General features: G+C 58.3%; 24 protein-coding genes. 17 read left to right on the forward strand and 7 right to left on the reverse strand.

Annotation, left to right across the window (positions count from 1 at the left end):
* Window positions 1-7 precede the first annotated feature (7 nt).
* A complete protein-coding gene (locus C8N45_RS02025; RefSeq protein WP_108384533.1) occupies window positions 8-1,192 on the reverse strand; it encodes a BaiN/RdsA family NAD(P)/FAD-dependent oxidoreductase in 1,185 nt (394 codons plus the stop codon).
* Between the two features lie 182 nt (window positions 1,193-1,374).
* Here C8N45_RS02025 and ftsW point away from each other — a divergent pair, with 182 nt between their 5' ends.
* The 15 genes from ftsW (at window position 1,375) to C8N45_RS02100 (ending at window position 18,325) form a co-directional block, all read left to right on the forward strand.
* Window positions 1,375-2,544 carry a putative lipid II flippase FtsW gene (gene ftsW / locus C8N45_RS02030; protein ID WP_108384534.1) on the forward strand — a complete coding sequence of 390 codons (1,170 nt, stop codon included), beginning with the start codon at window positions 1,375-1,377 and terminating at the stop codon, window positions 2,542-2,544.
* The gene (locus C8N45_RS02035; RefSeq protein ID WP_108384535.1) at window positions 2,541-3,638 is read left to right on the forward strand and encodes a UDP-N-acetylglucosamine--N-acetylmuramyl-(pentapeptide) pyrophosphoryl-undecaprenol N-acetylglucosamine transferase; all 1,098 of its coding nucleotides are present in this window, start codon (window positions 2,541-2,543) and stop codon (window positions 3,636-3,638) included. Before ftsW ends, C8N45_RS02035 begins: the two co-directional genes overlap by 4 nt.
* 17 nt (window positions 3,639-3,655) lie before the next feature.
* Window positions 3,656-5,053 (forward strand): UDP-N-acetylmuramate--L-alanine ligase, encoded by a 1,398-nt coding sequence (gene murC, locus C8N45_RS02040; RefSeq protein WP_181868899.1) that lies wholly within the window; start codon window positions 3,656-3,658, stop codon window positions 5,051-5,053.
* Complete coding sequence (locus tag C8N45_RS02045; protein ID WP_108384537.1) at window positions 5,050-5,304, forward strand: DUF2484 family protein; 255 nt, start codon at window positions 5,050-5,052, stop codon at window positions 5,302-5,304. The genes murC and C8N45_RS02045 overlap by 4 nt, the downstream gene beginning before the upstream one ends.
* Window positions 5,301-5,549, forward strand: coding sequence for a DUF2484 family protein (locus C8N45_RS02050; protein ID WP_108384538.1), 249 nt, complete (start codon window positions 5,301-5,303; stop codon window positions 5,547-5,549). Before C8N45_RS02045 ends, C8N45_RS02050 begins: the two co-directional genes overlap by 4 nt.
* 1 nt (window position 5,550) lies before the next feature.
* On the forward strand, window positions 5,551-5,841 hold the full coding sequence (locus C8N45_RS02055) for a UDP-N-acetylmuramate--alanine ligase (protein ID WP_108384539.1): 291 nt from the start codon (window positions 5,551-5,553) through the stop codon (window positions 5,839-5,841).
* Between the two features lie 233 nt (window positions 5,842-6,074).
* The gene (gene murB / locus C8N45_RS02060) at window positions 6,075-7,001 is read left to right on the forward strand and encodes a UDP-N-acetylmuramate dehydrogenase (protein ID WP_108384540.1); all 927 of its coding nucleotides are present in this window, start codon (window positions 6,075-6,077) and stop codon (window positions 6,999-7,001) included.
* Window positions 7,002-7,088: 87 nt separating this feature from the next.
* Entirely contained in the window at window positions 7,089-8,009 is a 921-nt protein-coding gene (locus tag C8N45_RS02065; RefSeq protein WP_108385108.1) for a D-alanine--D-alanine ligase, read from the forward strand.
* The gene (locus C8N45_RS02070; RefSeq protein ID WP_108384541.1) at window positions 7,997-8,893 is read left to right on the forward strand and encodes a cell division protein FtsQ/DivIB; all 897 of its coding nucleotides are present in this window, start codon (window positions 7,997-7,999) and stop codon (window positions 8,891-8,893) included. The genes C8N45_RS02065 and C8N45_RS02070 overlap by 13 nt, the downstream gene beginning before the upstream one ends.
* Entirely contained in the window at window positions 8,893-10,227 is a 1,335-nt protein-coding gene (gene ftsA, locus C8N45_RS02075) for a cell division protein FtsA (RefSeq protein WP_108384542.1), read from the forward strand. The genes C8N45_RS02070 and ftsA overlap by 1 nt, the downstream gene beginning before the upstream one ends.
* A gap of 171 nt (window positions 10,228-10,398) precedes the next feature.
* Complete coding sequence (gene ftsZ, locus C8N45_RS02080; protein ID WP_108384543.1) at window positions 10,399-11,979, forward strand: cell division protein FtsZ; 1,581 nt, start codon at window positions 10,399-10,401, stop codon at window positions 11,977-11,979.
* Between the two features lie 201 nt (window positions 11,980-12,180).
* On the forward strand, window positions 12,181-13,098 hold the full coding sequence (lpxC, locus tag C8N45_RS02085) for a UDP-3-O-acyl-N-acetylglucosamine deacetylase (protein ID WP_108384544.1): 918 nt from the start codon (window positions 12,181-12,183) through the stop codon (window positions 13,096-13,098).
* Window positions 13,099-13,229: 131 nt separating this feature from the next.
* On the forward strand, window positions 13,230-14,075 hold the full coding sequence (locus C8N45_RS02090) for an outer membrane protein assembly factor BamD (protein ID WP_108384545.1): 846 nt from the start codon (window positions 13,230-13,232) through the stop codon (window positions 14,073-14,075).
* A gap of 38 nt (window positions 14,076-14,113) precedes the next feature.
* The gene (gene recN, locus C8N45_RS02095) at window positions 14,114-15,763 is read left to right on the forward strand and encodes a DNA repair protein RecN (RefSeq protein ID WP_108384546.1); all 1,650 of its coding nucleotides are present in this window, start codon (window positions 14,114-14,116) and stop codon (window positions 15,761-15,763) included.
* Between the two features lie 873 nt (window positions 15,764-16,636).
* Entirely contained in the window at window positions 16,637-18,325 is a 1,689-nt protein-coding gene (locus C8N45_RS02100; protein WP_108385109.1) for a chloride channel protein, read from the forward strand.
* Window positions 18,326-18,335: 10 nt separating this feature from the next.
* On the opposite strand, the gene C8N45_RS02105 is transcribed toward C8N45_RS02100, so the two are convergent.
* The 6 genes from C8N45_RS02105 to cobS all read right to left on the reverse strand — a co-directional run bounded on the left by C8N45_RS02105 (window position 18,336) and on the right by cobS (window position 24,532).
* Window positions 18,336-18,677 (reverse strand): DUF427 domain-containing protein, encoded by a 342-nt coding sequence (locus tag C8N45_RS02105; RefSeq protein ID WP_108384547.1) that lies wholly within the window; start codon window positions 18,675-18,677, stop codon window positions 18,336-18,338.
* Window positions 18,678-18,745: 68 nt separating this feature from the next.
* Window positions 18,746-20,530 carry an aminopeptidase P family protein gene (locus C8N45_RS02110; RefSeq protein WP_108384548.1) on the reverse strand — a complete coding sequence of 595 codons (1,785 nt, stop codon included), beginning with the start codon at window positions 20,528-20,530 and terminating at the stop codon, window positions 18,746-18,748.
* Between the two features lie 48 nt (window positions 20,531-20,578).
* Complete coding sequence (cobT, locus tag C8N45_RS02115) at window positions 20,579-22,459, reverse strand: cobaltochelatase subunit CobT (protein ID WP_108384549.1); 1,881 nt, start codon at window positions 22,457-22,459, stop codon at window positions 20,579-20,581.
* Window positions 22,460-22,535: 76 nt separating this feature from the next.
* Complete coding sequence (locus C8N45_RS02120) at window positions 22,536-22,901, reverse strand: hypothetical protein (protein ID WP_133175919.1); 366 nt, start codon at window positions 22,899-22,901, stop codon at window positions 22,536-22,538.
* 112 nt (window positions 22,902-23,013) lie between these two features.
* A complete protein-coding gene (locus C8N45_RS02125; RefSeq protein ID WP_133175920.1) occupies window positions 23,014-23,391 on the reverse strand; it encodes a hypothetical protein in 378 nt (125 codons plus the stop codon).
* 154 nt (window positions 23,392-23,545) lie between these two features.
* Window positions 23,546-24,532, reverse strand: coding sequence for a cobaltochelatase subunit CobS (gene cobS, locus C8N45_RS02130; protein ID WP_108385110.1), 987 nt, complete (start codon window positions 24,530-24,532; stop codon window positions 23,546-23,548).
* A 214-nt stretch (window positions 24,533-24,746) separates the two neighbouring features.
* Here cobS and C8N45_RS02135 point away from each other — a divergent pair, with 214 nt between their 5' ends.
* Both C8N45_RS02135 and C8N45_RS02140 read left to right on the forward strand, forming a co-directional pair.
* Complete coding sequence (locus C8N45_RS02135) at window positions 24,747-24,947, forward strand: hypothetical protein (RefSeq protein ID WP_133175921.1); 201 nt, start codon at window positions 24,747-24,749, stop codon at window positions 24,945-24,947.
* Between the two features lie 17 nt (window positions 24,948-24,964).
* On the forward strand, window positions 24,965-25,516 hold the full coding sequence (locus tag C8N45_RS02140; RefSeq protein WP_133175922.1) for a hypothetical protein: 552 nt from the start codon (window positions 24,965-24,967) through the stop codon (window positions 25,514-25,516).
* The last annotated feature ends 169 nt before the right edge of the window (window positions 25,517-25,685 follow it).

Genomic DNA, 25,685 nt, shown 5'->3' on the forward strand with positions numbered 1-25,685 from the left:
GCAAGGCCTATCTGGTCCGTTGTGCGATATCCCTTCCGGCGGCCCAGCCTGATGACCATGCCCACTGAAAATTATATCCGCCCAGCCAACCCGTCACATCGACGCATTCACCAATGAAATAAAGGCCATCAACGGATTTCGCCCCCATTGTTTTTGACGAAAGCGCATCCGTATCCACACCGCCCAGAGTGACCTCTGCGGTGCGGTAGCCTTCTGATCCGCCCGGTGTCAGGGTCCAATTTTGCAGGCTTTCGCAAAGCGTGCCAAGCTGTGCGTCGCTTTGGTCCGCGATATTCCCTGTCAGCGCCAGATCGGTGCGCAGGAAATCCACCAGCCGACCGGGCAGAACATTCCCCAGCACGGTTGTCAGCGCCTTGCGGCCCTGACTGCGGCGCTGGTCCTGCAGGAACGACAGAAGCGATCCTTGTGGAGTCAGGTTCAGGGTGATGCTGTCACCCTCTTGCCAATATGAAGAGGCTTGTAGCACCGCAGGCCCGGACAGCCCCCGGTGGGTAAAGAGGATGGCTTCGTCAAAGCTGGCGGTCCCCGCACTGACCCGTGCCGGTGTCGCGGTGCCCGCCAAGGGTTTGAACCGATCATCCCCAAAGGTCAGCGGCACCAGACCGGCACGAGGTGCAACAACCGGCAAATCAAACCGGGCCGCGATCTGATAGCCCAGACCGGTCGCACCCATCTTGGGAATGGATTTGCCGCCGCAGGCCACCACCAGATTTCGGGCTTGAATATCGGTTTCGCGCCCGTCCCTGGTCAGCTGGACCTGAAAGCTGCTGCCATCGTGGTCGATCTTGCCAACGTCTGATTGCAGCCACAACTGCGCGCCGACCTTGTCCATTTCCGCCCGCAACATGGCAATGATATCCTTGGCAGAGGTGTCGCAGAACAGCTGCCCCAGCGTTTTTTCATGCCATGGGATGTTGTGCTGATCGACGAGCGCCATGAAATCCCATTGGCTGTAGCGCTTGAGCGCGGATTTGCAGAAATGCGGGTTCTGGCTGATGAAATTGGCAGGACTGGCGTGCAGGTTGGTGAAGTTGCAGCGCCCGCCGCCGGAAATCCGTATCTTTTCCCCTGCCGCCTTGGCGTGGTCGACAACCAGCGTGCCCGGCCCCGCGTGGGCTGCGCACATCATGCCCGCAGCGCCCGCCCCGATAATCAGTGTATTCACGTTCATCTCGCTGATGTGGCGCGGAATTGCGCGCGGTGCAAGCTTTTGTGGGCGCAGGTGCCTCCGGCGGGGATATTTCTGGCCAAAAGAACAAGCGAGCCGATTTTTAGTAGAATCAGCGTCCAATGCCATCTATGGTAATTCCAGACCCGGAAAACCGGGCGTTTGAGGCAGTTTGGCGGTGATCCATGACGGAAATGGTCTATGGCGCGGCACCGGTACATTCCGGTGATCCGGTTTTGCCACGGTGGTGGCGTACAATCGACAAATGGACATTGTCCTGCATTCTGGTCCTGTTCGGCATCGGGCTGTTGCTGGGGTTGGCCTCTTCGCCACCGCTGGCCGCCAAGAACGGGCTGGAGCCGTTTCATTATGTGACCCGGCAGGCGGTCTTTGGCGGTATGGCGATGGTTGTCATGTTCGTGGTGTCGATGATGTCGCCCACGCTGGTCCGCAGGCTTGCGGTGCTCGGGTTTCTGGCCGCGTTTGTTGCGCTGGCTTTCCTGCCGGTTTTGGGAACGGATTTTGGCAAGGGGGCGACGCGCTGGTATTCGCTGGGCTTTGCGTCGGTGCAGCCTTCTGAATTCCTCAAGCCCGGATTTGTTGTCATGGTCGCCTGGCTGTTGGCGGCCAGCCAGCAAATTGGTGGCCCGCCCGGCAAAAGTTATTCCTTTGTTTTGGCCACAGTGATTGTGCTGATGCTGGCCATGCAGCCCGATTTCGGGCAGGCAGCCCTAATTTTGTTTGCGTGGGGCGTCATGTATTTCGTGGCTGGTGCGCCGATGTTGTTGCTGATTGTTCTGGCCGGGCTCGTCATTGTCGGCGGCACGTTCGCCTATTCCAATTCAGAGCATTTCGCGCGCCGGATTGATGGTTTTCTGTCGCCCGATCTGGACCCCAATACCCAGCTTGGATATGCTACTAACGCCATCCGGGAAGGCGGGTTCTTTGGTGTTGGCGTGGGCGAAGGGCAGGTGAAATGGTCGCTGCCTGATGCGCACACTGATTTCATCATTGCGGTTGCGGCAGAGGAGTACGGCCTGATCTGTGTTCTGCTGATTATCGCGCTTTACACCATTATCGTTGTGCGGTCCCTGCTGCGCCTGATGAAGGAACGCGACCCGTTCATTCGCCTTGCAGGCACCGGGCTTGCCTGTGCCTTTGGCGTGCAGGCGATGATCAATATGGGCGTCGCGGTGCGCCTTTTGCCTGCCAAGGGCATGACATTGCCCTTTGTCAGCTACGGTGGGTCGTCCCTGATTGCGGGCGGCATTGCCGTGGGCATGTTGCTGGCCTTTACCCGCACCCGCCCGCAAGGCGAGATGGAGGATATCTTGCTGCGCAGGGCGAACAGATGAGCGCGCCGCTCTTGATTATTGCCGCGGGCGGCACCGGCGGGCATATGTTCCCCGCGCAGGCATTGGCAGAGGCGATGTTGGCCAAAGGCTGGCGCGTGCGCCTGTCCACGGATGCGCGTGGTGCCCGCTATACCGGGAATTTCCCGGACGACGTCGAGATTTCAGTGGTTGGCAGCGCCACCTTTGCGCGTGGCGGTCTCTTGCACAAGCTCATGGTGCCTTTGCGTATTGTCGCCGGTGTAGCCGCTGCGACATGGTGCATGTTCCGTGACCGGCCTGCGGTAGTGGTGGGCTTTGGCGGCTATCCGGCAATCCCTGCAATGTCGGCGGCCTGGGTCTTGCGTATTCCGCGTATGATTCACGAACAAAACGGCGTTCTGGGCCGCGTCAATCAGGTGTTTGCAAAACGGGTCAATCGGGTCGCCTGCGGCACATGGCCAACCGATTTGCCGCGCGGCGTTGACGGTGTGCACACCGGCAACCCGGTCCGCGCTGCCATTCTTGAGCGCCAGAATGCCCCTTATATTCCGCCAGGCGACTACCCGATGTCGATCCTTGTGATGGGCGGCAGTCAGGGCGCGCGCATCCTGTCTGATGTGGTCCCTCCCGCCATTGCCAGCCTGCCGGAACATCTGCGCCGCAATATCCGGGTAAACCAGCAGGCCCGCGCCGAGGATCTCAAGCGGGTCACGGATTATTACGCAGGCGAGTTGATCACGGCCGATGTGCAGCCGTTCTTTGATGATGTGCCGCGCCGCATGGCCGATGCGCAGTTGGTGATTGCACGGTCCGGTGCGTCGACGGTCGCGGATGTCAGTATTGTGGGCCGCCCGGCGATCTGGGTGCCCTATGCGGCGGCTGTGCGCGATGAGCAGACGGCCAACGCGCGGCAATTGGTCGAGGCAGGCGCCGCCATCATGATGCCCGAAACGATGTTCGAGGTGGATACGCTGCGCGAGCAGATCGCTCTGGTGATGGAAAATGAAGAGGGGGCCATGCGCATGTCACGCGCGGCGGCGGCCTGTGGGGTTCCGGATGCAACGGAACGCCTTGTGCAATTGGTCGAAAATCTGGCAGAGGGACAGGCAAAATGATGGACGGGAACCCGATTATGAATGCAGCAACGAAACTGCCCCTTGATGTGGGCCCGATTCATTTCGTAGGGATTGGCGGCATCGGCATGTCCGGCATTGCCGAGGTGCTGATCAACCATGGCTATCAGGTGCAGGGGTCTGATCTGAAGGCTTCCAAGATCACCGCGCGGTTGAAATCGCTGGGTGCCATCATTTTCGAGGGGCAGCGGGCCGAAAATCTGGAAGGCGCCGAGGTGATCGTGATCTCGTCCGCGATCAAGCCGGGCAATCCTGAACTGGATGCCGCCCGCGCTGCCGGTCTGCCTGTTGTCCGCCGGGCCGAGATGCTGGCCGAATTAATGCGCCTGAAATCCAACGTGGCCGTCGCGGGCACGCATGGCAAGACGACCACCACCACGATGGTTGCGGCCCTGCTGGATGAAGGCGGGATTGATCCGACCGTCATCAATGGCGGCATTATCCATGCATACGGCTCCAATGCCCGCATGGGGCAGGGCGAATGGATGGTGGTCGAGGCTGACGAGAGCGACGGCACCTTCAACCGCCTGCCTGCCACAATTGCGGTTGTCACCAATATCGACCCTGAACATATGGAACATTGGGGCACCGAAGAGGCGCTCCATCAGGGTTTTTATGACTTTGTGTCGAACATTCCCTTTTACGGTCTGGCCGTCTGTTGCACCGATGATCCTGACGTGCAGTCGCTTGTGGGCAAGATCACCGACCGCCGTGTCATGACCTACGGGTTCAACGCGCAGGCAGACGTGCGTGCGGTGAATTTGACGTATGAGGCGGGCTCTGCCCACTTTGACATCGCCTTGCAGGGCGAGGATGCAATGATCGAAGGCTGCACTTTGCCAATGCCCGGCGATCATAACGTGTCCAACGCATTGGCCGCCGTGGCCGTCGCACGCCATCTGGGGATGAAAAAGGATGAAATCCGCGCGGCGCTCAAGGGGTTTCGCGGGGTCAACCGGCGCTTTACCCGGATTGCGGAGGTGGATGGGGTCACGATCATTGACGACTACGGCCACCATCCGGTTGAAATCGCCGCAGCGCTCAAAGCGGCCCGTCAATCGACCAAAGGCCGCGTGATCGCGGTCCACCAGCCGCACAGGTTTACCCGCCTGCACCACCATTTCGACGAATTCTGCGCCTGCTTCAACGATGCCGATGTGGTTGGCATTGCCGAGGTTTTTGCCGCTGGCGAAGAGCCGATTGCAGGGGCCACACATGCCGATCTGGTCGCCGGGCTGATCCGCCACGGACACCGGCATGCCCGCATCGTCGACAGTCAGGATGACCTGACGCGGATCGTGCGCGAACAGGCCAAGCCGGGGGATATGGTGATTTGTCTGGGTGCAGGGACCATCAGCGCATGGGCCAATGACTTACCCCTCAAACTTGCTGAGTGAATTATTCGCTTCTCATAGGGTGCGTCTGGGTCCTGGCGGCTACGGGGGTGGCCTTGTTGCCGATGCGCCTGCAATATGTGCCCGGCGTGACGCTTCTTCTGCTTGCCCCTTTCCTGATTGTAAGGATCGGTTATGATTACGGTTGGGTCTTTGCGGTGCTCGGCCTGTTTGCATTCGTGTCGATGTTCCGCAACCCTTTGATCTATTTCTATCGCCGGGCCCGGGGGGAACGGCCGGAGGTCCCGAAATGATCTTTTCCTTGCTGGCGATTTGTCTGTGGGTTGTGGCGGCCTTTATCATGCAATCGATCCCATCGAATGATCAACATTGGCGGCGGGCCTATGTGCTGATCGGGGTGGGGGTTCCGCTGCTGATTTGGGTCACATGGTACAGCGGGCCTTTGATGGGGGCTCTGGGTCTTGTCGTCGGGGCAATGGTGCTGCGGTGGCCATTGCTGTTTCTGTTGCGCTGGATGCGGCGGCAAATAGGGCTTTAGGATGCAGGGCTTGGCGCTTCTGGGTGTGATGATCGGCTGTGCGCTGATTCCATTTATCTGGGTGACGCAACTTGTGCGGGGCGGCAAATCGGGCCTCGCGCTGTCAATCAGCTGCGTGATTGGTGGCGGGCTGGCCGTTCTTCTTTACGCCGCAGGGCGCCCGTTTGGGATCGACCCCGTCTTTGCGATGACATTGGCATTATTGATCTTTTTGCCTGCCATGCTGGGGGCGGGGGCAGGCGGCTTTCTGGGCTATCTGATGCGCAAGCGGGATGATCGAAAAGAGTCCTGAGAGGTAACCTGAACGCCGTTCAGTTCATGGGAAAGAATCATGGGCGCTGAAGTGTCGCTCTGGGCTTGTATTGTGGATCACGCTTTGGGGCGGGTTTACAGTCATGATGTATTTTGGGATGGAGGCAGCCAAAGGCCGGGACGATCCGGGTTATCTGCTTGTGCATCAGCGCCAAGCGGGGTGTGCCTTCCCTTGCGGTCTTGCTGGCGTGCTCAAAGGCAAAAAGGATGCACATGTTTGAACTTCCGCCCGTACGCGGCATTTTGACGGCGCAACGCCCCCTATCGGAACTGACATGGATGCGGGTCGGTGGCCCGGCAGAGGTGCTGTTTCAGCCCGCCGATGTTGACGATCTGCGCGCTTTCCTTGCGGCCCTTGATCCGGCCGTTCCCGTCTTTCCAATGGGTGTTGGCAGCAACCTGATTGTACGCGACGGGGGCATGGCGGGCGTGGTCGTGAAGCTTGGGCGCGGTTTCAACCAGATTGCTGTTGATGGCACATCGGTCGGGACAGGGGCGGCAGCGCTTGACGCGCATGTGGCGCGCCGGGCCGCAGACGCCGGGTTGGACCTGACATTTCTGCGCACCATTCCGGGGTGCATCGGTGGTGCAGTGTGCATGAATGCGGGCTGTTACGGGTCATACGTGGCCGACGTTTTAACGTCGGCAACCCTGGTCTTGCGCGACGGTACAATCAAACAGGTCGGCTGCGATGACCTGCAACTGGCCTATCGCCAAAGCGTGGTGCCGGATCAGGCGGTGATCATCGCGGCCCGGTTTGAAGCCCCGCAAGCGGACCCTGATCTTTTGCACCAGCGCATGGCCGATCAATTGGCCAAACGCGACGAAACCCAGCCCACAAAGGACCGAACGGCCGGTTCGACTTTTCGCAATCCCGCTGGCTTTTCCTCAACCGGGCAGGCGGACGACACACATGAGTTGAAGGCCTGGAAGGTGATTGATGAGGCAGGCATGCGCGGCGCCCGGATCGGTGGCGCGCTCATGAACGAAAAACATTCGAATTTCCTGACCAACGCCGGCGGGGCGACAGCTGCCGACCTTGAAGAATTAGGCGAACTTGTGCGGAAAAAGGTTTACGATACGCAAGCGATCACGCTAGAATGGGAAATCAAGCGGGTTGGTCAGTTCTTGTCTGAGTAAGCCGCTGAAAACAGGCCGAAAACGGCCATGGTCCGAGGCAAGGATCACCAAAAACGGACAGGTCACAAAGACCTGCGATCAAGGCGGATGGGTATGTCGAGCAGGGCAAACCCGAAAGTTGCAGTCCTCATGGGCGGCCCCTCAGCGGAGCGCGAAGTCTCGCTGTCGTCGGGCCGTGAATGTGCGGCAGCTTTGCGGGACAGTGGATGCGAAGTGATCGAGGTCGATGCGGGCCCCGATGTGGCCTCGCATTTGCGCGATATTGCACCTGACGTGGTCTTCAACGCGCTGCACGGGCGCTGGGGTGAAGATGGTGCCGTGCAGGGCATTCTTGAGTGGCTGCGCATTCCCTACACACATTCGGGCATTCTCGCCTCAGCGCTGACCCTTGATAAGGAACGCACAAAGCAGGTCTACCGCGCTGCGGGGCTGCCTGTTGCCGAAAGCATGCTTGCGCAGGCCGCCGATGTGCGCGCCGCCCATGTGATGCCGCCGCCCTATGTCGTGAAACCCTACAATGAAGGGTCAAGCGTCGGCATCTATATTGTAGGTGCAGAGGCCAACGGCCCGCCGCAGCTCGCGGATGATATGCCTGACGTTGTGATGGTCGAACAGTTTGTGCCCGGTCGCGAACTGACGACAACCGTGTTGGGCGACCGCGCCTTGACCGTGACCGATATCATCACCGATGGCTGGTATGACTATCAGGCGAAATACGCACCCGGCGGGTCGCGCCATATCATTCCGGCTGAAATACCAAACGAAATTTTTGAGGCGTGCCTGGATTATGCCCTGCGCGCCCACCACGCACTGGGTTGTCGCGGGCTCAGCCGGACTGATTTTCGCTGGGACGAAAGCAAGGGGCTGGCTGGCCTGATACTTTTGGAAACCAACACCCAGCCCGGCATGACGCCCACGTCGCTGGCCCCCGAGCAGGCCGCGTATGCGGGCTATGGCTTCCCCGCATTCTGTCGCTGGCTCGTGGAGGATGCATCATGCGATCGCTGATCCGCCGCCGCAAAAAGGATGTGCCCTACGATCCTGCCCCTTCAAGGCTGGGCTACCGCTATCAACGTCTGATGCTGACACCGGGCATTCGCACGACGATGCGCATTGGTGTGCCGGTCCTGCTGATTGCGGCGATAAGCGCATCCTATTTCGCGCACTCCGAAAACCGGGCCGCCCTGACCGCGCGGATCGAGGCCGCCAAGCGCGGTTTTCAGGAACGCCCGCAATTCATGGTGCAGGAATTACAGATCACCGGTGTTGCAGGTGCGCTGGCGTCAGATGTGGCGGACGTCCTGCCGCTGACATTTCCGGTGTCATCGTTCGAACTTGATCTGGAAGGCATGCGCAAAGCTGCCGAAGCGTTGGAGGCCGTTAAATCGGCCCGCGTTCGCGTTGGGCAGGACGGCGCACTTGAAGTGCATGTCAGCCCGCGGGTGCCTGTGGCGCTGTGGCGCGACGCCAATGTCTTGCGCCTGATTGATGCCGATGGCGTTGTGTCGGGCAGGGTGCAGACTCGCTCTGAAAGGCTCGATCTGCCCTTGATTGCCGGCGACGGGGCCGAGCAGCACATCGCGCAGGCCCTCGCACTTTTCAATGGCACAGGCCCCTTGCGTGACCGGGTGCGCGGCGTTGTGCGCATGGGTGAGCGGCGCTGGGACATCGTGCTGGACCGCGACCAGCGCATTCTGCTGCCCGCCGAGGGCCCGGTTGCCGCGCTCAACCGGATTATTGCGCTCAATAGTGCGCAGGACATGCTGAAACGCGATGTGGTTATCGTTGATATGCGCAACGCGCAAAGGCCGACCTTGCGCATGAGCGAAGAAGCATCGCTGGCCATGCGGCGCGGCGTTGAAATCCAGATTAACAATGGGGCAGATGAGTAATGGGTGATCTTTACGACAGCCAAAGGGCCATGCGCCAGATGCGCAAAGCGGCGATGCAGCGCGGTGTTGTTGCGGTTCTGGATGTAGGCTCTTCCAAGATTGCCTGCCTTGTCCTGCGCTTTGACGGGCCGGAACGCTTTCGCGATGCCGATGGCGTTGGTTCGATGGCGGGACAGTCCCAGTTCCGTGTCATCGGCGCCGCAACAACCCGGTCGCGTGGTGTCCGTTTTGGCGAGGTGGATGCGATGCAGGAAACCGAACGCGCCATCCGTACCGCTATTCAGGCGGCGCAAAAGATGGCCGATGTGCGCGTGGACCATGTGATTGCCTGTCTGTCAGGCGCGCGGCCCCGGTCATATGGCCTTGATGGAACCCTGGATGTGTCCGGCGGCATGGTGACAGAACAGGACATCAGCCAGGTCATGGCCAACTGTGACGTGCCCGACTACGGCATGGACCGCGAAGTGCTGCATGCCCAGCCGGTCAACTTCGCGCTGGATCACCGCTCTGGTCTGGCTGACCCGCGCGGCCAGATTGGCAACACGCTGACCACTGACATGCATATGCTGACCGTGGATACGACGGCTATTCAGAACCTGTTTTACTGTATCAAACGCTGTGATCTGGAGCTCGCGGGGCTGGCATCTTCGGCCTATGTGTCGGGCATGTCGTCGCTGGTTGAGGACGAGCAGGAGTTGGGCGCGGCTTGCATTGATCTTGGTGGCGGCTCCACGGGGATCTCGATCTTTATGAAGAAACAGATGATCTATGCCGATGCCGTGCGCATGGGCGGAGAGCATGTGACCTCTGACATTTCAATGGGCCTGCAAATCCCCACTGCGACGGCGGAACGGATCAAGACATTCTATGGCGGCGTCGTGGCCACCGGGATGGATGACCGCGAGATGATCGAAATCGGCGGCGATACCGGAGATTGGGAACATGACCGCCGCACCGTGTCGCGCGCCGAACTGATTGGCATTATGCGCCCACGTGTCGAGGAAATCCTTGAAGAAGTCCGTAGCAGGCTGGATGCCGCCGGGTTCGAGCATCTGCCAAGCCAGCAGATTGTGCTGACCGGTGGCGGATCGCAAATCCCCGGATTGGATGGTGTCGCGAGCAAGATACTGGGCCAGCAGGTCCGGCTTGGCCGTCCGTTGCGCGTGCAGGGGCTACCGCAGGCGGCGATTGGTCCGGCCTTTTCCAGTGCTGTCGGTCTAACCTTGTTTGCGGCGAATCCACAGGATGAATGGTGGGATTTTGAAATTCCGGCAGATCGCTACCCGGCCAGATCACTGAAACGGGCCGTGAAATGGTTCAAGGACAACTGGTAATACGCAACATCTTGCCGATGCGCCGATATCGAGCGGGAAAGTCCAGAAAAATATCCATATTTGGTGGCTTTTTCGTGTTTTTAGCGTGACCTTTCGGCACCACTCGGGTAAGGTAGCGCTAATAATCAGCAGGCGCTCGTGGGCACGGGCAATAAAACAGGCGGATCGAGTATGACATTGAATTTATCCCTCCCCGGGCATGAAGAGCTGAAGCCACGTATTACTGTCTTTGGTGTTGGCGGTGCAGGCGGCAACGCCGTGAACAACATGATCGAGAAAGAACTCGACGGTGTTGAATTTGTCGTGGCCAACACAGACGCGCAGGCGCTGCAGCAGGCGCGCGCCGAGCAGCGTATCCAGATGGGCCTGAAAGTGACCGAAGGGTTGGGGGCTGGTGCCCGCGCGACCGTCGGTGCTGCGGCTGCCGAGGAAAGCATCGAACAGATTGTTGATCATCTGGCGGGTGCGCACATGTGCTTTATCACTGCGGGTATGGGTGGGGGCACCGGAACAGGTGCCGCGCCGATCATCGCGCAGGCTGCCCGCGAATTGGGTGTTTTGACCGTGGGTGTTGTCACCAAGCCGTTCCAGTTCGAGGGCGGCAAGCGGATGAAGCAGGCCGATGAGGGTATCGAGGCGCTGCAAAAGGTCGTTGACACTCTGATCATCATTCCCAACCAGAACCTTTTCCGTCTGGCTAATGAAAACACGACCTTTACCGAAGCCTTCGCGCTTGCTGACGATGTGCTTTACCAAGGCGTCAAAGGCGTGACTGACCTTATGGTCCGTCCGGGCCTGATCAACCTTGATTTTGCTGATGTTCGCGCCGTGATGGACGAGATGGGCAAGGCGATGATGGGCACTGGCGAAGCAGACGGTGAAAACCGTGCGGTTCAGGCGGCTGAAAAAGCCATCGCGAATCCGCTGCTTGATGAAATCTCGCTTGAAGGAGCCAAGGGTGTTCTGATCAACATCACGGGCGGCTACGACCTGACGTTGTTTGAACTTGATGAGGCGGCCAACAAAATCCGCGAAAAAGTGGATTCAGAGGCGAACATCATTGTCGGTTCCACATTGGACACAGGCATGGAAGGCAAGATGCGCGTTTCTGTCGTCGCAACCGGCATTGATGCGGCCGTGAGCAATGCAGATACGCCTTTGCCCCGCCGTTCGATGGCAGCGCCACTGGTCCCTGCGGCCGCTGCACCTGCGCCAGTTGCTGAAAAGCAGCCAGCACCGGCTCCCGTTGAAGAACAGCCGGTCTTTGCCGAGCTTGAAGTGCCGCGCATAGCCGACCCCGAGCCGCAGCAGCGCGTGGCGGACCCCGAGCCTGTGCGCCAGCAACCTGCCGCTGCCGCAGACGATTTGCCGCCACCTGCCTATACCCCACGCCCTGACGTGCATCTGAGCGAAGCCGATACATTTGTGGCACCGCGCGCACCTGCACCGGGTACACCAACGCCAGAGGCCATGGCGCGTCTGCAAGCTGCTGTTGCACGGGCACCGGGTCAGGCCCAAAGTTCGGCACCAAAGCCGGCCCAGCAACCTCAGCCACAGGCGACCGAAGCCGAAAAACCGCGGTTTGGGATCAATTCTCTGATCAACCGTATGACAGGCGCGCAGGCCGAAGGTGGCGCGCAGCAAACTGCACGCCAGCAGCCGCAGGTGACAGCGATCCATCAGGAACCCGAAGTGGTTGAAGAGCAAGAGCGAATCGAAATTCCTGCCTTCTTGCGCCGTCAGGCAAACTGATAAATGTCAAAGCTGTAACAGTTTTTTGTGTTGAAGAATGACAAAGGGTCGCCATTGGCGGCCCTTTTTCTATATATTACAATACGTTATGCGGGTGCGTCCTTTTGTTTCAGTCCGTCGCAAAGAGTGAGTTGAGGCAGGGACACTTACCCATTACTGCTTTTTCAACACTCACATCCTGTCGCAAGGGTCTTTCCGATCGTGCAAACAACGCTGAAATCAAAAGTCACGTTTTCTGGTGTCGGCCTTCACACCGGCATGCCGGTGCGTATGGTTTTGCGTCCGGCGGCGGCCTCTGTCGGTATTGTATTCCGGCGCGTTGATGTGGTTGGCTTTCCTATCCTTGCTGCGACGTGGAACAATGTCGTTGTATCGCCGCTGAATACACGGCTGGTGAATGGCGATGGGGTGACGGTTTCGACGATTGAACATCTGATGGCTGCGCTTGCCGGGTGTGGTGTGCACAATGCCGTGATTGATATCGACGGACCAGAGGTGCCAATTCTGGACGGCAGTGCTGCGATTTTTGTACGCGACATCATGAATGCCGGCGTTGTGGGTTTGGCGGCACCTTTGCGGGCCATCGAAGTGATGAAGCAGGTGTCTGTCGCAGACGGGCAGGCGGTCGCGACGCTGTCGCCAGCCAAGACGTTGCAGATTGAGTTCGCGATTGATTTCGAAGACGCGGCCATCGGGCAGCAGCAAAAGACGCTGAATCTGGCCAACGGTGCATTTGTCCGCGAGCTGTGCAACAGCCGCACCTTCTGCCGCTCATCTGATGTTGAGGCGATGCGCGCCAACGGGCTTGCACTTGGCGGCACCATGGAAAATGCAGTTGTGGTGGATGGCGACAAGGTGCTGAGCCCCGGGGGCCTGCGCCATCGTGACGAAGCGGTCCGCCACAAGATGCTGGATGCGTTGGGTGATCTTTACACTGCGGGTGCGCCGGTGTTGGGCTGCTATCGGGGGTACCGGGCTGGTCACGCACTGACCAATGCGTTGCTGCGCGCCTTGTTTGCGGACGATACAGCGTGGCGCTGGGTGACTTGTGACGTCGAGATGGCCGCTCAATTGCCCGGTGCCGGTGTCAGCATGGATGACCTGCGCGCGGTGGCCTGAGGGCAACTGACCTTTTCTTGATGCGGACAGCATGTAAAAGTCATTTTGTACCGGAAATTTTTCTGCTAGACGAAGCTGATAAGGGCTGACGCGCCCAAATTCAGATCGACCACAGGGTAGACAATTCAGACATGGCAGGCAGTCGTCATTTCAAGAGCCTCAGGTTCGTTCGGTTTGGCGCAGTTGCGGCTTTCGCGCTGCTGGTGGCTTGTAGCGGCGGGTCTGATGTCCAACTTGAGAGCTTGACCGCCCAGCAGATATTTGAGCGTGGCGAACGCCAGCTTGAAAGTGGCAATGCCGATGATGCGGCCTTTTCCTTTGGAGAAATTGAGCGGCTATATCCCTATTCGGAATATGCCCAGCGTGCACTGATCATGCAGGCATTCGCCTATCACAAGGACGAGGATTACCCCAACAGCCGCGCCTCTGCCCAGCGTTTCATTGACTTCTACCCCGCAGAGGAGGACGCCCCCTATGCGGCCTATCTGCTGGCGTTGTCTTACTATGATCAAATAGATGAGGTCGGTCGGGATCAGGGGTTGACCTTTCAGGCCCTGCAATCATTACGAAGGGTGATTGAGCAGTATCCCGACAGTGAATATGCCCGCACGTCTGTTTTGAAATTCGATCTGGCTTTCGATCATCTTGCCGCCAAAGAGATGGAGATCGGGCGCTATTATCTCAAGCGGGGGTATTTTGCGGCAAGCGTCAACCGGTTCCGAACCGTGGTTGAGGATTTCCAGACGACCACTCACACCGCAGAGGCGCTGCACCGGCTGGTTGAGGCCTATCTGGCACTGGGACTGATCGATGAGGCCCAGTCAGCAGGGGCCATCCTTGGGTTCAATTACAGATCCAGCCCATGGTACGAATCAAGCTTTGCCCTGTTGAAGGGTAGCGGCTTGCGTCCGACGGCCTCTGGTGACAATTGGCTGGCTTCGATCTACCGGCAGGTGGTGCGTGGTGAATGGCTTTGACCCACGCGGGTTAGCCCCCGCCATCAAGGGCCGCTGACATGCTACGCGGGCTCGATATTCGTGACATGCTGATCATTGACCGGCTGGAGCTTACGTTTCAGCCGGGTCTGAATGTGCTGACAGGCGAAACCGGTGCTGGAAAGTCGATTTTGCTGGATTGCCTCGGTTTCGTACTTGGCTGGCGAGGCCGGGCAGAATTGGTGCGTCAGGGCGCAGAGCAAGGTGAGGTGACGGCGTGGTTCGACCTGCCTGCCGGTCATGCGGCGTTCGCGGTTCTGGCTGACGCGGGGATCAGCGCAGAGGATGAATTGATTCTCAGACGGGTGAACACAAAGGATGGCCGCAAGACGGCATGGATCAACGACAGGCGTGTGAGTGGCGAGGTTCTGCGCGCTTTGTCGGAAACGCTGGTTGAACTGCATGGGCAGCATGATGATCGCGGGTTGCTGAACGCTCGCGGGCACCGTCAGATGCTGGATACCTACGCGCAGCTTGATGATGATATCGCAGAGGTCCGCAGCGCTTGGCGTAGCCTTTCTAGGGCGCGCAAACGACTATCCGAAGCAGAGGCTCTGGTGGCAGAGGCCAAGGCGGAGGAAGACTTCCTGCGGCATGCTGTGGCCGAGCTGGACAAGATTGCGCCGGAGCCGGGCGAAGAGGCCACGTTAGACACACAGCGCAGGTTGATGCAGGCGGCCGAACGGATCATTCAGGACATTGCCAAGGCTGGTGAAGCGCTGGGGTTGAACGGCGCAGAGGGCATGGTCAGCGATGCATCGCGATGGTTGGTTGGCGTCGCTGACAAGGCGGAAGGGCAGCTTGATCCCACGCTGGCGGCTTTAGAGCAGGTCATGGCCAGTCTTGATGAGGCGCAGCAAGGGGTTTCGGCCTGTCTGGATGCCTTGTCGTTTAATCCGCACGAATTGGAAGAGGTCGAAGAACGGCTCTTTGCCATTCGAGGTCTGGCGCGCAAACATGGCGTGCTTGCCGATGATCTGTCCGATTTTGCCGATGGGCTGCGGGCGCGTCTGGCGGTGCTAGATGACAGCGCGGCTGATCTGGCGGCGTTACAGGCCAGCGTTGACGAGTCGGCCGCTGATTTTGGCACAAAGTCGGACGCCTTGCACAGGAAACGCGTCAGTGCGGCGGCGGCACTTGATGCGGCGATGAGTGCCGAGCTTGCGCCGCTCAAGATGGAGCGGGCGATATTTGCGACCAGAATTACAGAGGGTACGCCCGGCCCCGAAGGCGCAGATGATGTTGCATTTACTGTTGCTACAAACCCAGGTGCCCCGGCGGGACCACTCAACAAGATCGCCTCTGGTGGGGAGTTGAGTCGCTTTCTGCTAGCTCTCAAGGTGTGTTTGACGCAAGCCGATGCCGGTCTGACGATGATCTTTGATGAAATTGACCGTGGAGTCGGGGGGGCGACCGCTGATGCCGTGGGCCGCAGATTGGCGCAACTGGCGCAAGAGGGTCAGATTCTGGTTGTCACCCATTCACCCCAGGTCGCGGCGTTGGGCGGGCACCACTGGCGTGTTGAAAAGCGGCAGGATGCGCAAAGCACGACCTCGACCGTTGTCCCGCTGGATGCGTCTGCCCGTGTTGATGAAATCGCGCGTATGCTGTCAGGAGACAAGATCACGGATGCGGCAAGACATGCCGCGCGTGCATTGATTGAAGCCTGAACTGAATGAATTGAGGGCGGTACTGCCAGGTCCAAAGCCGTTGGCTTCTTGCTGACTGTACCGCCCCCAGAACTTTACGGGTTACCCAACCCACTCGTAACAATGCACGTTTTGGCCACTCACCTCCGCCACGCACGATCTTAAATCGTTCCAGAAAGGCCGCAATCGGTCCGTTCTGTTTACCCTGAGCAGGTTTTCGCCGAAATGCAAAACCGAACCCAATCACTCGTTAACAACACGAGATCAAATTGACCTCATGTGAATCAAATACCAGTTATTTGGTCCGTGCAGCAACCTGTCCCAAAGTATGTCACCGTCACTGACCTAACAACTTTTGGGAGATTTCGTTAAGAAAATAGGGAAGTCGCATTGCCTTTCAAAACAATGACTTTAAAGCACATATTTTAACTAAAACAGCATGATTTTCAACGTATTGGAGGGCAGATTTAAGGGTGTTTTCTGCGCTGTCGCGGTGCAGTCATAGTGGATAATTAACGGCAGATTAACGATAAAGGTAACGCGAGGGTTGTTTGTTTCCAAGGACGGAACAGACAAATTCCGGAAGGTCAAATACAGACATTCAAACGTTGTGATGAATTTTGCATCGGCAAATTACCGCTTATGGTGTTTTATGTGGCGATGGCGCGACTACGAATTGTAAATGATTGACGGTCGCACTTCTCAAAAATGGCGTCTCGGAGTGCCTTGCGTTGAAATGATCCCGAAAGTCACCTGTATTTTTCAAACCATCCAAGACGCTCTCAGACACTGCTGAGATCAAAGTTGTGTCCCTTGGCTGTCCTGTTAAGACTCCGATCAGATAAAGCGCGTGCGTGATTGTGCGTGGGCCTTCTTGATAAATTGCAGGACCAAGTGAAGCATTTCATCAAAACCCAACTCAGATCGGGGATCGCGGCTGCAAAGCTCTCTTGGCACGACGCGCTTGTCGTTTTGAAGGCAAGGGGCCCGAGCCAAATTCAGTTCTGGTTTATTGCGCTGGTGATCGGCATAGCCGCAGGCTGTGCCGCCGTGCTGTTTCGCCTTGGTATCGAAGCACTCGAAACTCTTCTCTATCAATCAGACGATGTCGCGACAATTCCATCGGCAGTGGCGGCGCTGCCTTGGTACTGGGTGCTGTTGGTTCCTGTATCGGGTGGCTTGATTGTCGGTATCATACTGGACCGGTTCACGCCGGACGGTCGGGTCCGGTCGGTGGCCGATGTCATCGAGGGCGCGGCCTTGCGCGAGGGGCGCGTCGAAGTGCGCCGCGGTCTGGCTTCGGCGGCGGCATCACTGGTGACGCTTTCTTCGGGCGGCTCATCAGGCCGCGAGGGGCCGGTCGTCCATTTGGCGGCGATGATCTCGACCGCGATTTGCCGGCTGATCCGTGCAGATGGGGTCACGGGGCGGGATCTTTTGGGGTGCGCCGTGGCAGCAGCCGTTTCGGCAAGCTTCAACGCCCCGCTAGCAGGGGCGCTGTTCGCACTGGAGGTTGTTCTGCGCCATTTCGCCTTGCATGCGTTCGCCCCGATTGTGATTGCATCAGCGGCAGGCACCGTCATCAACCGGCTGGCCTTTGGCGACGTCACCGAGTTTGTCCTGCCGGTCCAGAACGCCTTGGCGTTTTATGTTGAATTGCCCGCCTTCCTGTTGCTTGGGATGCTGTGTGGTATCCTGGCCGGGATCATGATGAAGCTGATCTTCTGGACCGAGGATATCGGCACCTACGTTCAGCAAAGGACCGGCATGCCACGGTTCCTGCGGCCCGCTGTTGCCGGCGCGTTATTGGGGCTGCTGGCTATCTGGTGGCCGCATATCGTGGGGGTCGGATATGCGACAACAACGGCAGCACTGACCGGAGAGTTGCTTTTTCACGAGGCTGTCGTTTTTGTCCTTCTCAAGCTTGTGGCGGTTTCAATTACGATGGGCGGGCGCATGGGGGGCGGTGTGTTCTCGCCCTCTTTGATGGTAGGGGCGCTCACGGGATTGGCGTTTGGGATTGTGGCAACTTCGATCTTTCCCAATGTGTCAGGTGAAGGCACGATTTACGCGCTCGCGGGCATGGGTGCTTTGGCGGCAGCAGTCCTTGGCGCGCCGATCTCGACCACGCTGATCGTATTTGAGCTGACAGGCGACTGGCAGACAGGGCTGGCCGTCATGGTGTCTGTGTCGCTCTCGACGGCGATTTCAGCAAAACTTGTGGACCGGTCGTTTTTCCTGACCCAGTTACAGCGGCGTAATGTGCGGCTCGCCGCAGGTCCGCAGACTTACCTGCTGACGACCTTTGCGGTGACTGACCTGCTGCGCACGGTGAATGCCCCGCGGTGCGCGCCGGAACAGATCTGCTGGGATCTTGTGACCGAGGGGGTCTATGTCGATGCGAACGCCACCCTTGAACAGGCAATGCCGCTTTTCGAACAATCCGACAGGGATTATGTGCCTGTCATTTCGATCACAGGCGAGGGAAGCCCGCCAAAGCTATTGGGCGCGTTATTTCATGTGGATGCCCTGCGGGTGATCAACCGCGCACTCGCCAGTGCGGCGGCGGAAGAACACTCCTGAGGACTGCGGTTCAGACCTTTTCGACGGCCACCTTGCTTGTGTAAAAGGCAAGATGGTCCTTTATCTGCGATACAGCCTCTGCGGGGTCCTCATAGGACCAAACCGCATCTTTGATGGGGCCGCTCTTGGCCACTATGGAAAAGTAGGATGCATCGCCCTTGTAGGGGCAGGTTGATTTCGTGTCGCTGGGTTCAAGAAACGCCATCGCAATGTCGGCGCGCGGGAAATAGATAACGGGGGGGTAATCGCCTTCAATCAGTTCCAATGCATTGGTGCTTTCGCCCAGCACCGCGCCGCCTGCGCGAATTGTCCAGTTTCCACCGGCAGGCCGGATTTTGATATGGTCAGCCATGGCATTGCCCTTTCATTCAACATACGTCGTGCGCCTTTGATATCGTGCGCATTCACATCGGCACGGGATCACAAAGGGGCGCAGGCCTGCGTCAGCCAATTGCGCGCCTCTTGGTCAAGCCTTTCTCCGAGAAGTGCGACTGTATCGGCATGATACCGATCAATCCAGTCCCGTTCTTCACGGGTCAGCATACCGACGTCGATAAGACGACGATCAAAGGGCACAAATGTCAATGTGTCAAACGCCAGCATGTCGCGACCATCATCGCCGGGCTGTGCCGCGGCCTCTTGTACCACAACCAGATTTTCGATCCGGATGCCGAAATGGCCTTCCTTATAGTAGCCCGGTTCGTTGGACAGGATCATGCCCGTTTCCAGCGGCACATCTGACCGGCGCGAAAAGCCCTGTGGGCCCTCGTGTACGCTCAGGTAGCTGCCGACCCCGTGGCCGGTACCATGATCGTAATCCAGTCCGGCTAGCCATAGCGGGGCACGCGCCAGCGCATCCAGATGTCTGCCCGCAACGCCTTTGGGAAACTGAATCCGGCTCAGCGCGATCATCCCCTGCAAGACGCGGGTGTAGCAGGACCTGTGTAAATCGGAGGGGGTGCCAATTGCGATGGTGCGGGTAATATCGGTGGTGCCGTCCACATACTGGCCGCCACTATCCACCAGCAGCAGGTTATCCTGCGCAACAGGGCGGTTGGTCTGCTCGCTCACCCTGTAGTGAACAATCGCCCCGTTCGCGCCTGACCCGCAGATGGTATCAAAGCTGATATCACGCAGCGCATTGGTCTGCGTCCGGAAGCCTTCCAGTGCTTTGACAACGTCAATCTCGGTCAAGGTGCCGCCGGGTGCGGTGGCATCAAGCCAGGCCAGAAAGCGGACCATCGCAACCCCGTCACGGGCGTGTGCGGCTTTGGCGCCTGCGATTTCGGTGGGATTCTTGCGGGCCTTGGGCAGGATGCAAGGATCACGGGCTTCTTTCAGTGCGATATCATTGTCGCGCAAAACCTGCGCAATCAGGTCAGGGCAGCTGTCCGGGTCAATCCGCACCGGACCGGCCAATTGCGCAACAGCATCCAGAAACCCGCCGACGTCACAGATGCTGACATCGGCACCCAGATGCGCGGACACATCGGCAGCCTTGCCTTCCCCGCAGTACAAATCAACAAGACCGCTTTCATCGAAAATCGCAAAGGCATGGGGGACCGGGTTACGCTCTACGTCGGTGCCACGAATGTTCAGCAGCCATGCAATGCTGTCGGGCAAGGTGATAATCGCGGCTTTGGCGTCAAGTTCCCTGGCCAGCCGCGCGCGTTTGGCATCGTGGCTTTCGCCTGCCTGATCAAGCGGGTGAACACTGAATAGCGCAGCAGGGGGAGGCGGTTGGTCCTGCCAGATCACGTCAACCAGATTGTCGAGGGGCTGCAAAACCGCTTTTTCCAGTTTGGTCCGTAACGTATTGATATCATTTACACTATGAAGCCAAGGATCATATCCGACAACGCCGCCACTTGGCATCTGTTCGTTGAGCCAATCCGCCAACTGAACTTCAGGCCAATGGACCGGGGTGAAATCATCGGCAACCTGACTGCGCACCTGCACACGGTAGCGGCCATCAACAAAAATCCCGGCCTTGTCCTGCAAGACAGCGCAAAATCCGGCAGATCCGGAAAACCCGGTCAGCCAGGCAAGCCGGGCATCGCGCGGAGCGACATACTCGCCCTGATGGGCATCGGCGCGGGGCACCAAAAAACAATCAACGCCTTTTGCGGCCATGGCGGCGCGCAACGCTTTCAGGCGTGGCGGCCCCTGATCCGGAACAGATTGCACATCAAACGTTTGGAACATGACACAGGGCCCCTGACTTTCTTCGTCCAATCAAACTTCCGCCGGAGGCTATCCCGCCTTCCGCATCCCGAGCACACGTGCGCGTTTGCGCGGATCGCTGTCAAACAGCGCCGCCAACTGTTCGGTCATCGCACCTGCCAGCTGTTCGACATCCGTAATTGTGACGGCGCGCTCGTAATAACGGGTCACATCATGGCCGATACCCACGGCGACCAGTTCAACCGCCTTGCGCTTTTCGACCATCGCAATCACATCGCGCAGGTGCTTTTCCAGGTAATTCGCGGGGTTCACTGACAGCGTGGAATCGTCCACCGGCGCGCCATCTGAAATCACCATCAAGATCTTGCGCTGCTCGTGCCGGGCAGTCATGCGGCGGTGCGCCCATTCCAGCGCCTCACCGTCGATATTTTCTTTCAGCAGGCCCTCTTTCATCATCAGGCCCAAATTTGGGCGGGTCCGGCGCCATGGGGCGTCGGCCGATTTATAGATGATGTGGCGCAAATCATTCAGGCGTCCGGGCGTCGCGGGGCGTCCTTCTTGCAGCCATTTTTCGCGGGACTGGCCGCCTTTCCACGCCTTGGTGGTAAAGCCAAGGATCTCAACTTTCACATCACAGCGCTCCAATGTCCGCGCCATCACATCGGCACAGATCGCCGCAATAGAAATCGGGCGACCGCGCATCGAGCCGGAATTATCCAGCAAAAGCGTGACAACCGTGTCGCGGAATTCGGTGTCTTTTTCGACCTTGAATGACAGGGGCGTGGTGGGTGACGCCACGACACGTGCCAGACGGCCCGCGTCGAGAATGCCTTCTTCGCGGTCGAATTCCCACGACCGGTTTTGTTGGGCCTGCAAGCGGCGCTGCAATTTGTTTGCCAGACGCGACACCGCCCCTTTCAAGGGCTCCAGTTGCTGGTCGAGATAGGCGCGCAGCCGTTCCAGTTCCACCGGTTCGGCCAGATCGGCAGCACTGATTTCTTCGTCAAATTCGGTCGAGAAAACCTTGTAGTCAGGGTCGGCGTCAGACACAGGCTGCGGGGCAGGCGGCTCCAGCGGGGCCTCTCCCTCGGGCATTTCCGTTTCTTCGCCCATTTCGGCATCGGCCTGATCGTCCATGTTGACTTCAGCCTGCGATGCATCCTGCGTATCGTCCTGACTTTGTTCAGGCGATGCATCCGCATCTTCGCCGTCATTGTCATCATCGCCAGTGCTGTCGGGTTCGTCCTGCTGGTCGTCCTGACCCTCTTCGGCATTGTCTTCCTGATCATCATCAAGGCTGTCGGGGTCGTCGCCCAGCTGATCGCCATAGCCCATGTCGCTGATCAATTGGCGGGCAAATTTCGCAAAGGCCTGTTGATCCTCAAGCGTGTCCGACAGGCTTTCCAAAGTGCCGCCGCATTGCTCTTCGATAAAGCCACGCCACAGCTCCATGACATTGTCGGCGCCCTTTGGTAAATCCCGGCCCGTTGCCAGATGACGGATCAGGTAGCCCGCGGCCACAGATAGCGGCGCATCAGCGGCCTGCGTGATCTGGTCGTAACCCTTGCGCATCGCCTCATTGCCGATTTTGGCATCAATGTTGCCTGCGGTGCCGGGCATGTATTTCGCGCCGACCGCCTCAATCCGGGCGGTTTCCATTGCCTCGTACAGATCTTGCGCCATCTGGCCCTGCGGCATGTAGCGGGCAGCAACTTTCGGGTCATGGAATTTGTGGCGCAGGGCAAAGGCGTCAGCGGTCCCGCGGGCAAGCAGCACCTCGTCCTTTGTCATCCGGCGGCTGACTTGCGGCAGGCGAATGGTTTCGGCGGTCTGCCCCGCGGGATCGACCGAATAGGTGACGGACAGTTCCGGATCGTCGGCCATGACTTTCGTGGCCTCGGCCAACGCCTTTTTGAACGGGTCGGCGGGATTGTCTGAAGGTTTGTTCATCGGCGGCGTCCTTTGCTGCTTCGCAAACTAGAACCCGTGGGGTGCAATGACCAGAGGGCAGAGCCGGGAAACCGCCTTAATCCGCATCAAATTCGACGTCCTCGAATGTAATCTTCGCCTCTGGTGCGATGTCGAAAGGATCGTCTACCATCTCATGAAAGTTTTTCACTTTATTAAACCCCGGAAGTGTTGCGCCGGTGTTATCCACAAAAGCGATCCGTGGGCGATAAATCTTGCCGCCAATCTCGATTTCGCCTTCATCAAACAGGTAGGCCAGTTCGGTCACAATGCCTTTGACGTTTGCCTTTGCCATGGCGTCAGGCATGTTTTCCGCAAACAAGGGGAGCAGGTAATGTGCAATCAATGCTGTCATCGACTCCGATAAGTCTTCGTGGCTGACCTGATACCCCTCGGGCAGCGCGGTTCCTATCTTCATTTTCATCATCACCTCCAAACTCTGCGATTCTGGCCAAACTGTTCGACTCTGGTAAGTGTGATGGTGGAACCTGACCGGATTGCGACATGCGCGTGGCCATTCCTGTGCGGTTTTGCGATTAACTCAGCAACATCGATGTACATTCAGCGCGAAACCGTTCTGCCGTTTGCATGGCCCATGCAGCATCGCCCGGGTCGTCGTTGAAGGTCGCGCGGGTCAACAAGGCCGACTGCGCCTGTTTTGCCGTGATCCGCCAGTGCAGGACCTGCCGCCCTGCATCCTGGGGCATGATCGCCTCGATCAGTTCAATCACAGCGGCCCTTTGCGCCTTCGTCTGTTCAGAGGCCGCGCCGTCAAACATCCATTGATATTCCATCACCGCCGACAACCGACCCGCGCAATCGGCAAAGGTGCGCAGTCTGTCAACCGTCTGGGCGTGGGCCGTGGCTGCCACAACTGCCAGCCACAAGGTCAATGCACAGATAAAACATCTCATACCACTGATCATGAAGATACAGTCTTAAGCAATTCGCACAAAAATAAGGCAAAATGGTAACTTTTTGAATCGAATTGCTCGCACACCTTGGGGGACCGGCCAAAAAAAAAGGCGGGGAAGACCCCGCCTTGCAATCGTTTATCCGGTTCGGGCCTTAGCCAAGGCTCAGGCTGGCAGCACTTTCCGGCAGTTCTTCGTCGAAACAACGCTGATAGAATTCCGCGACGGTCTGGCGCTCCAGTTCATCACATTTGTTGAGAAAGGACAGCCGGAACGCATAGCCTACGTCCTGGAAAATACGCGCGTTTTCAGCCCATGACAGGACGGTCCGCGGCGACATGACCGTGGACAGATCACCGTTCATGAATGCAGTGCGTGTCAGGTCGGCGACGGTGACCATCTGGGATACGATCTTGCGGCCCTTGTCGGTATTGTAATGTGGCGACTTGGACAGAACGATAGCGGCCTCCGCATCGTGGCTGAGGTAGTTGAGCGTTGCGACCAGTGACCAACGGTCCATTTGCGCCTGGTTGATCTGTTGGGTGCCGTGGTACAGACCTGTTGTGTCCCCAAGACCAACAGTATTTGCGGTGGCGAACAGGCGGAAATATGGGTTTGGCGTGATGATTTCGTTCTGGTCCATCAATGTCAGTTTGCCGTCGGATTCCAGCACGCGCTGGATCACAAACATGACGTCGGCGCGACCGGCATCATATTCGTCAAAGACGATGGCCACCGGGTTGCGCAGGGCCCATGGCAGAATGCCTTCGTGGAATTCAGTGACCTGCACACCGTCACGCAACTTGATCGCATCCTTGCCGATCAGGTCGATCCGGCTGATGTGGCTATCAAGGTTCACGCGCACACAGGGCCAGTTCAGCCGCGCGGCCACCTGTTCGATATGGGTCGATTTGCCCGTGCCGTGGTAGCCCTGAATCATGACGCGGCGGTTGTAGCCAAAGCCTGCAAGGATCGCCAAAGTCGTATCGGGGTCGAATTTATAGGTCGGGTCGATCTCTGGCACCCGGTCAGACCGTTCCGCAAAACCTTTGATCTTCATGTCGCTGTCGATGCCAAACACCTCGCGAACAGAGATTTCTTCGGTCGGTTTTGCTTGCATATCGATTGTGCCGTCGGCCATGTGGGTTGCCTTTTCCTGTGCGTCTTCGCGTCCACGCCCGAAATGCAACATTCAGCGCGACCTTGCAAGGGGCAGCCCCGTCATGCGGGGCAATTGTCTGCACGCAAGCTTGACGCGTGCGCAACATTGGCGCGTCAAGGGTGCCGTTTTACGGATTTGGGCACATTCCCACTCCAATGTGACGAGCGTTTGTCAATAATGCTTGGAGATTCAATTGATTGTCGCGCGTCCAGACGGTGCGATCCAGCTGCCCGAACTCTTGGTTTTGCAAAAATATCAAGAAATAACAAAACCTTCCGCCATATCGGCGAAAGTCCGCCGTTTTTCAGTTGAGCGGCTCGGCGGAATATGGCAAAAACGGGGCATTGAGGATGATTTGTTGGGTGCTTTTCGCACAGACGCATTGGGTAAGTGACGTCAGGACATCATTTCATGAGTAACGAGGAGGTATGCGCAATGTTCGCGCGTTGGTTTGAGTACGTACATGATATACCGGGGCTGCGCTCCATGATTGCGGCCTATGGCGCGGTGATGGCTGCATCGGCCGGAATTACCCTGATGATTCTGATTAATGCAGATGTGACGACCGTGCCACCGTGGTCGATGCTTGATGTCTGGGCGGTTATCGCCGGGGCAACGTCTGCAGGGGCCGCATTTTTCTTTGCCCGCCATTGGATTGGCGGTGCAGGCGTGCTCGGGTTCGCCCGTGCCAGTGTCGGCATGGTGATCGTGACCTTGGCGACAGGACTTGTTGCTGGGACGTTGATTGCGCCCGGCTATGGCACTTTGGCCGGGCCTTTCATGCTCGTTTCAGCATTCATTGTAAATCCGTTGCTGGCGATTGCGTGGGCTGTTGTCCATTTCGGTGCGCATTTGCTGATCGCCGTCCGGCGACAGGTAAAGAATAACAATGAATTTGGGTCATCCGCGCGTGCGGTCACGCAGCTCAGCGCCATTTCACAAGCAAATTTATACGGTCGTTGAATTTCCAAAAGCCTGATTTGGGCGGGGGCGCGCTTCGGCGGGCCCCTTTTTTGTTGCACAGTACGCCAAAACGCCCTGTGGACTGGTGCTGCTTCTTTTGGCCCGAAATATCCTGGGGGTCCGGGGGCAAAGCCCCCGGCCTGTCGGCTTGCATCGCAAGCCGAAACGC

Origin of the sequence: Yoonia sediminilitoris, from assembly GCF_003058085.1 — a bacterium.
In the GTDB taxonomy this organism is placed as follows: Bacteria; Pseudomonadota; Alphaproteobacteria; order Rhodobacterales; family Rhodobacteraceae; genus Yoonia; species Yoonia sediminilitoris.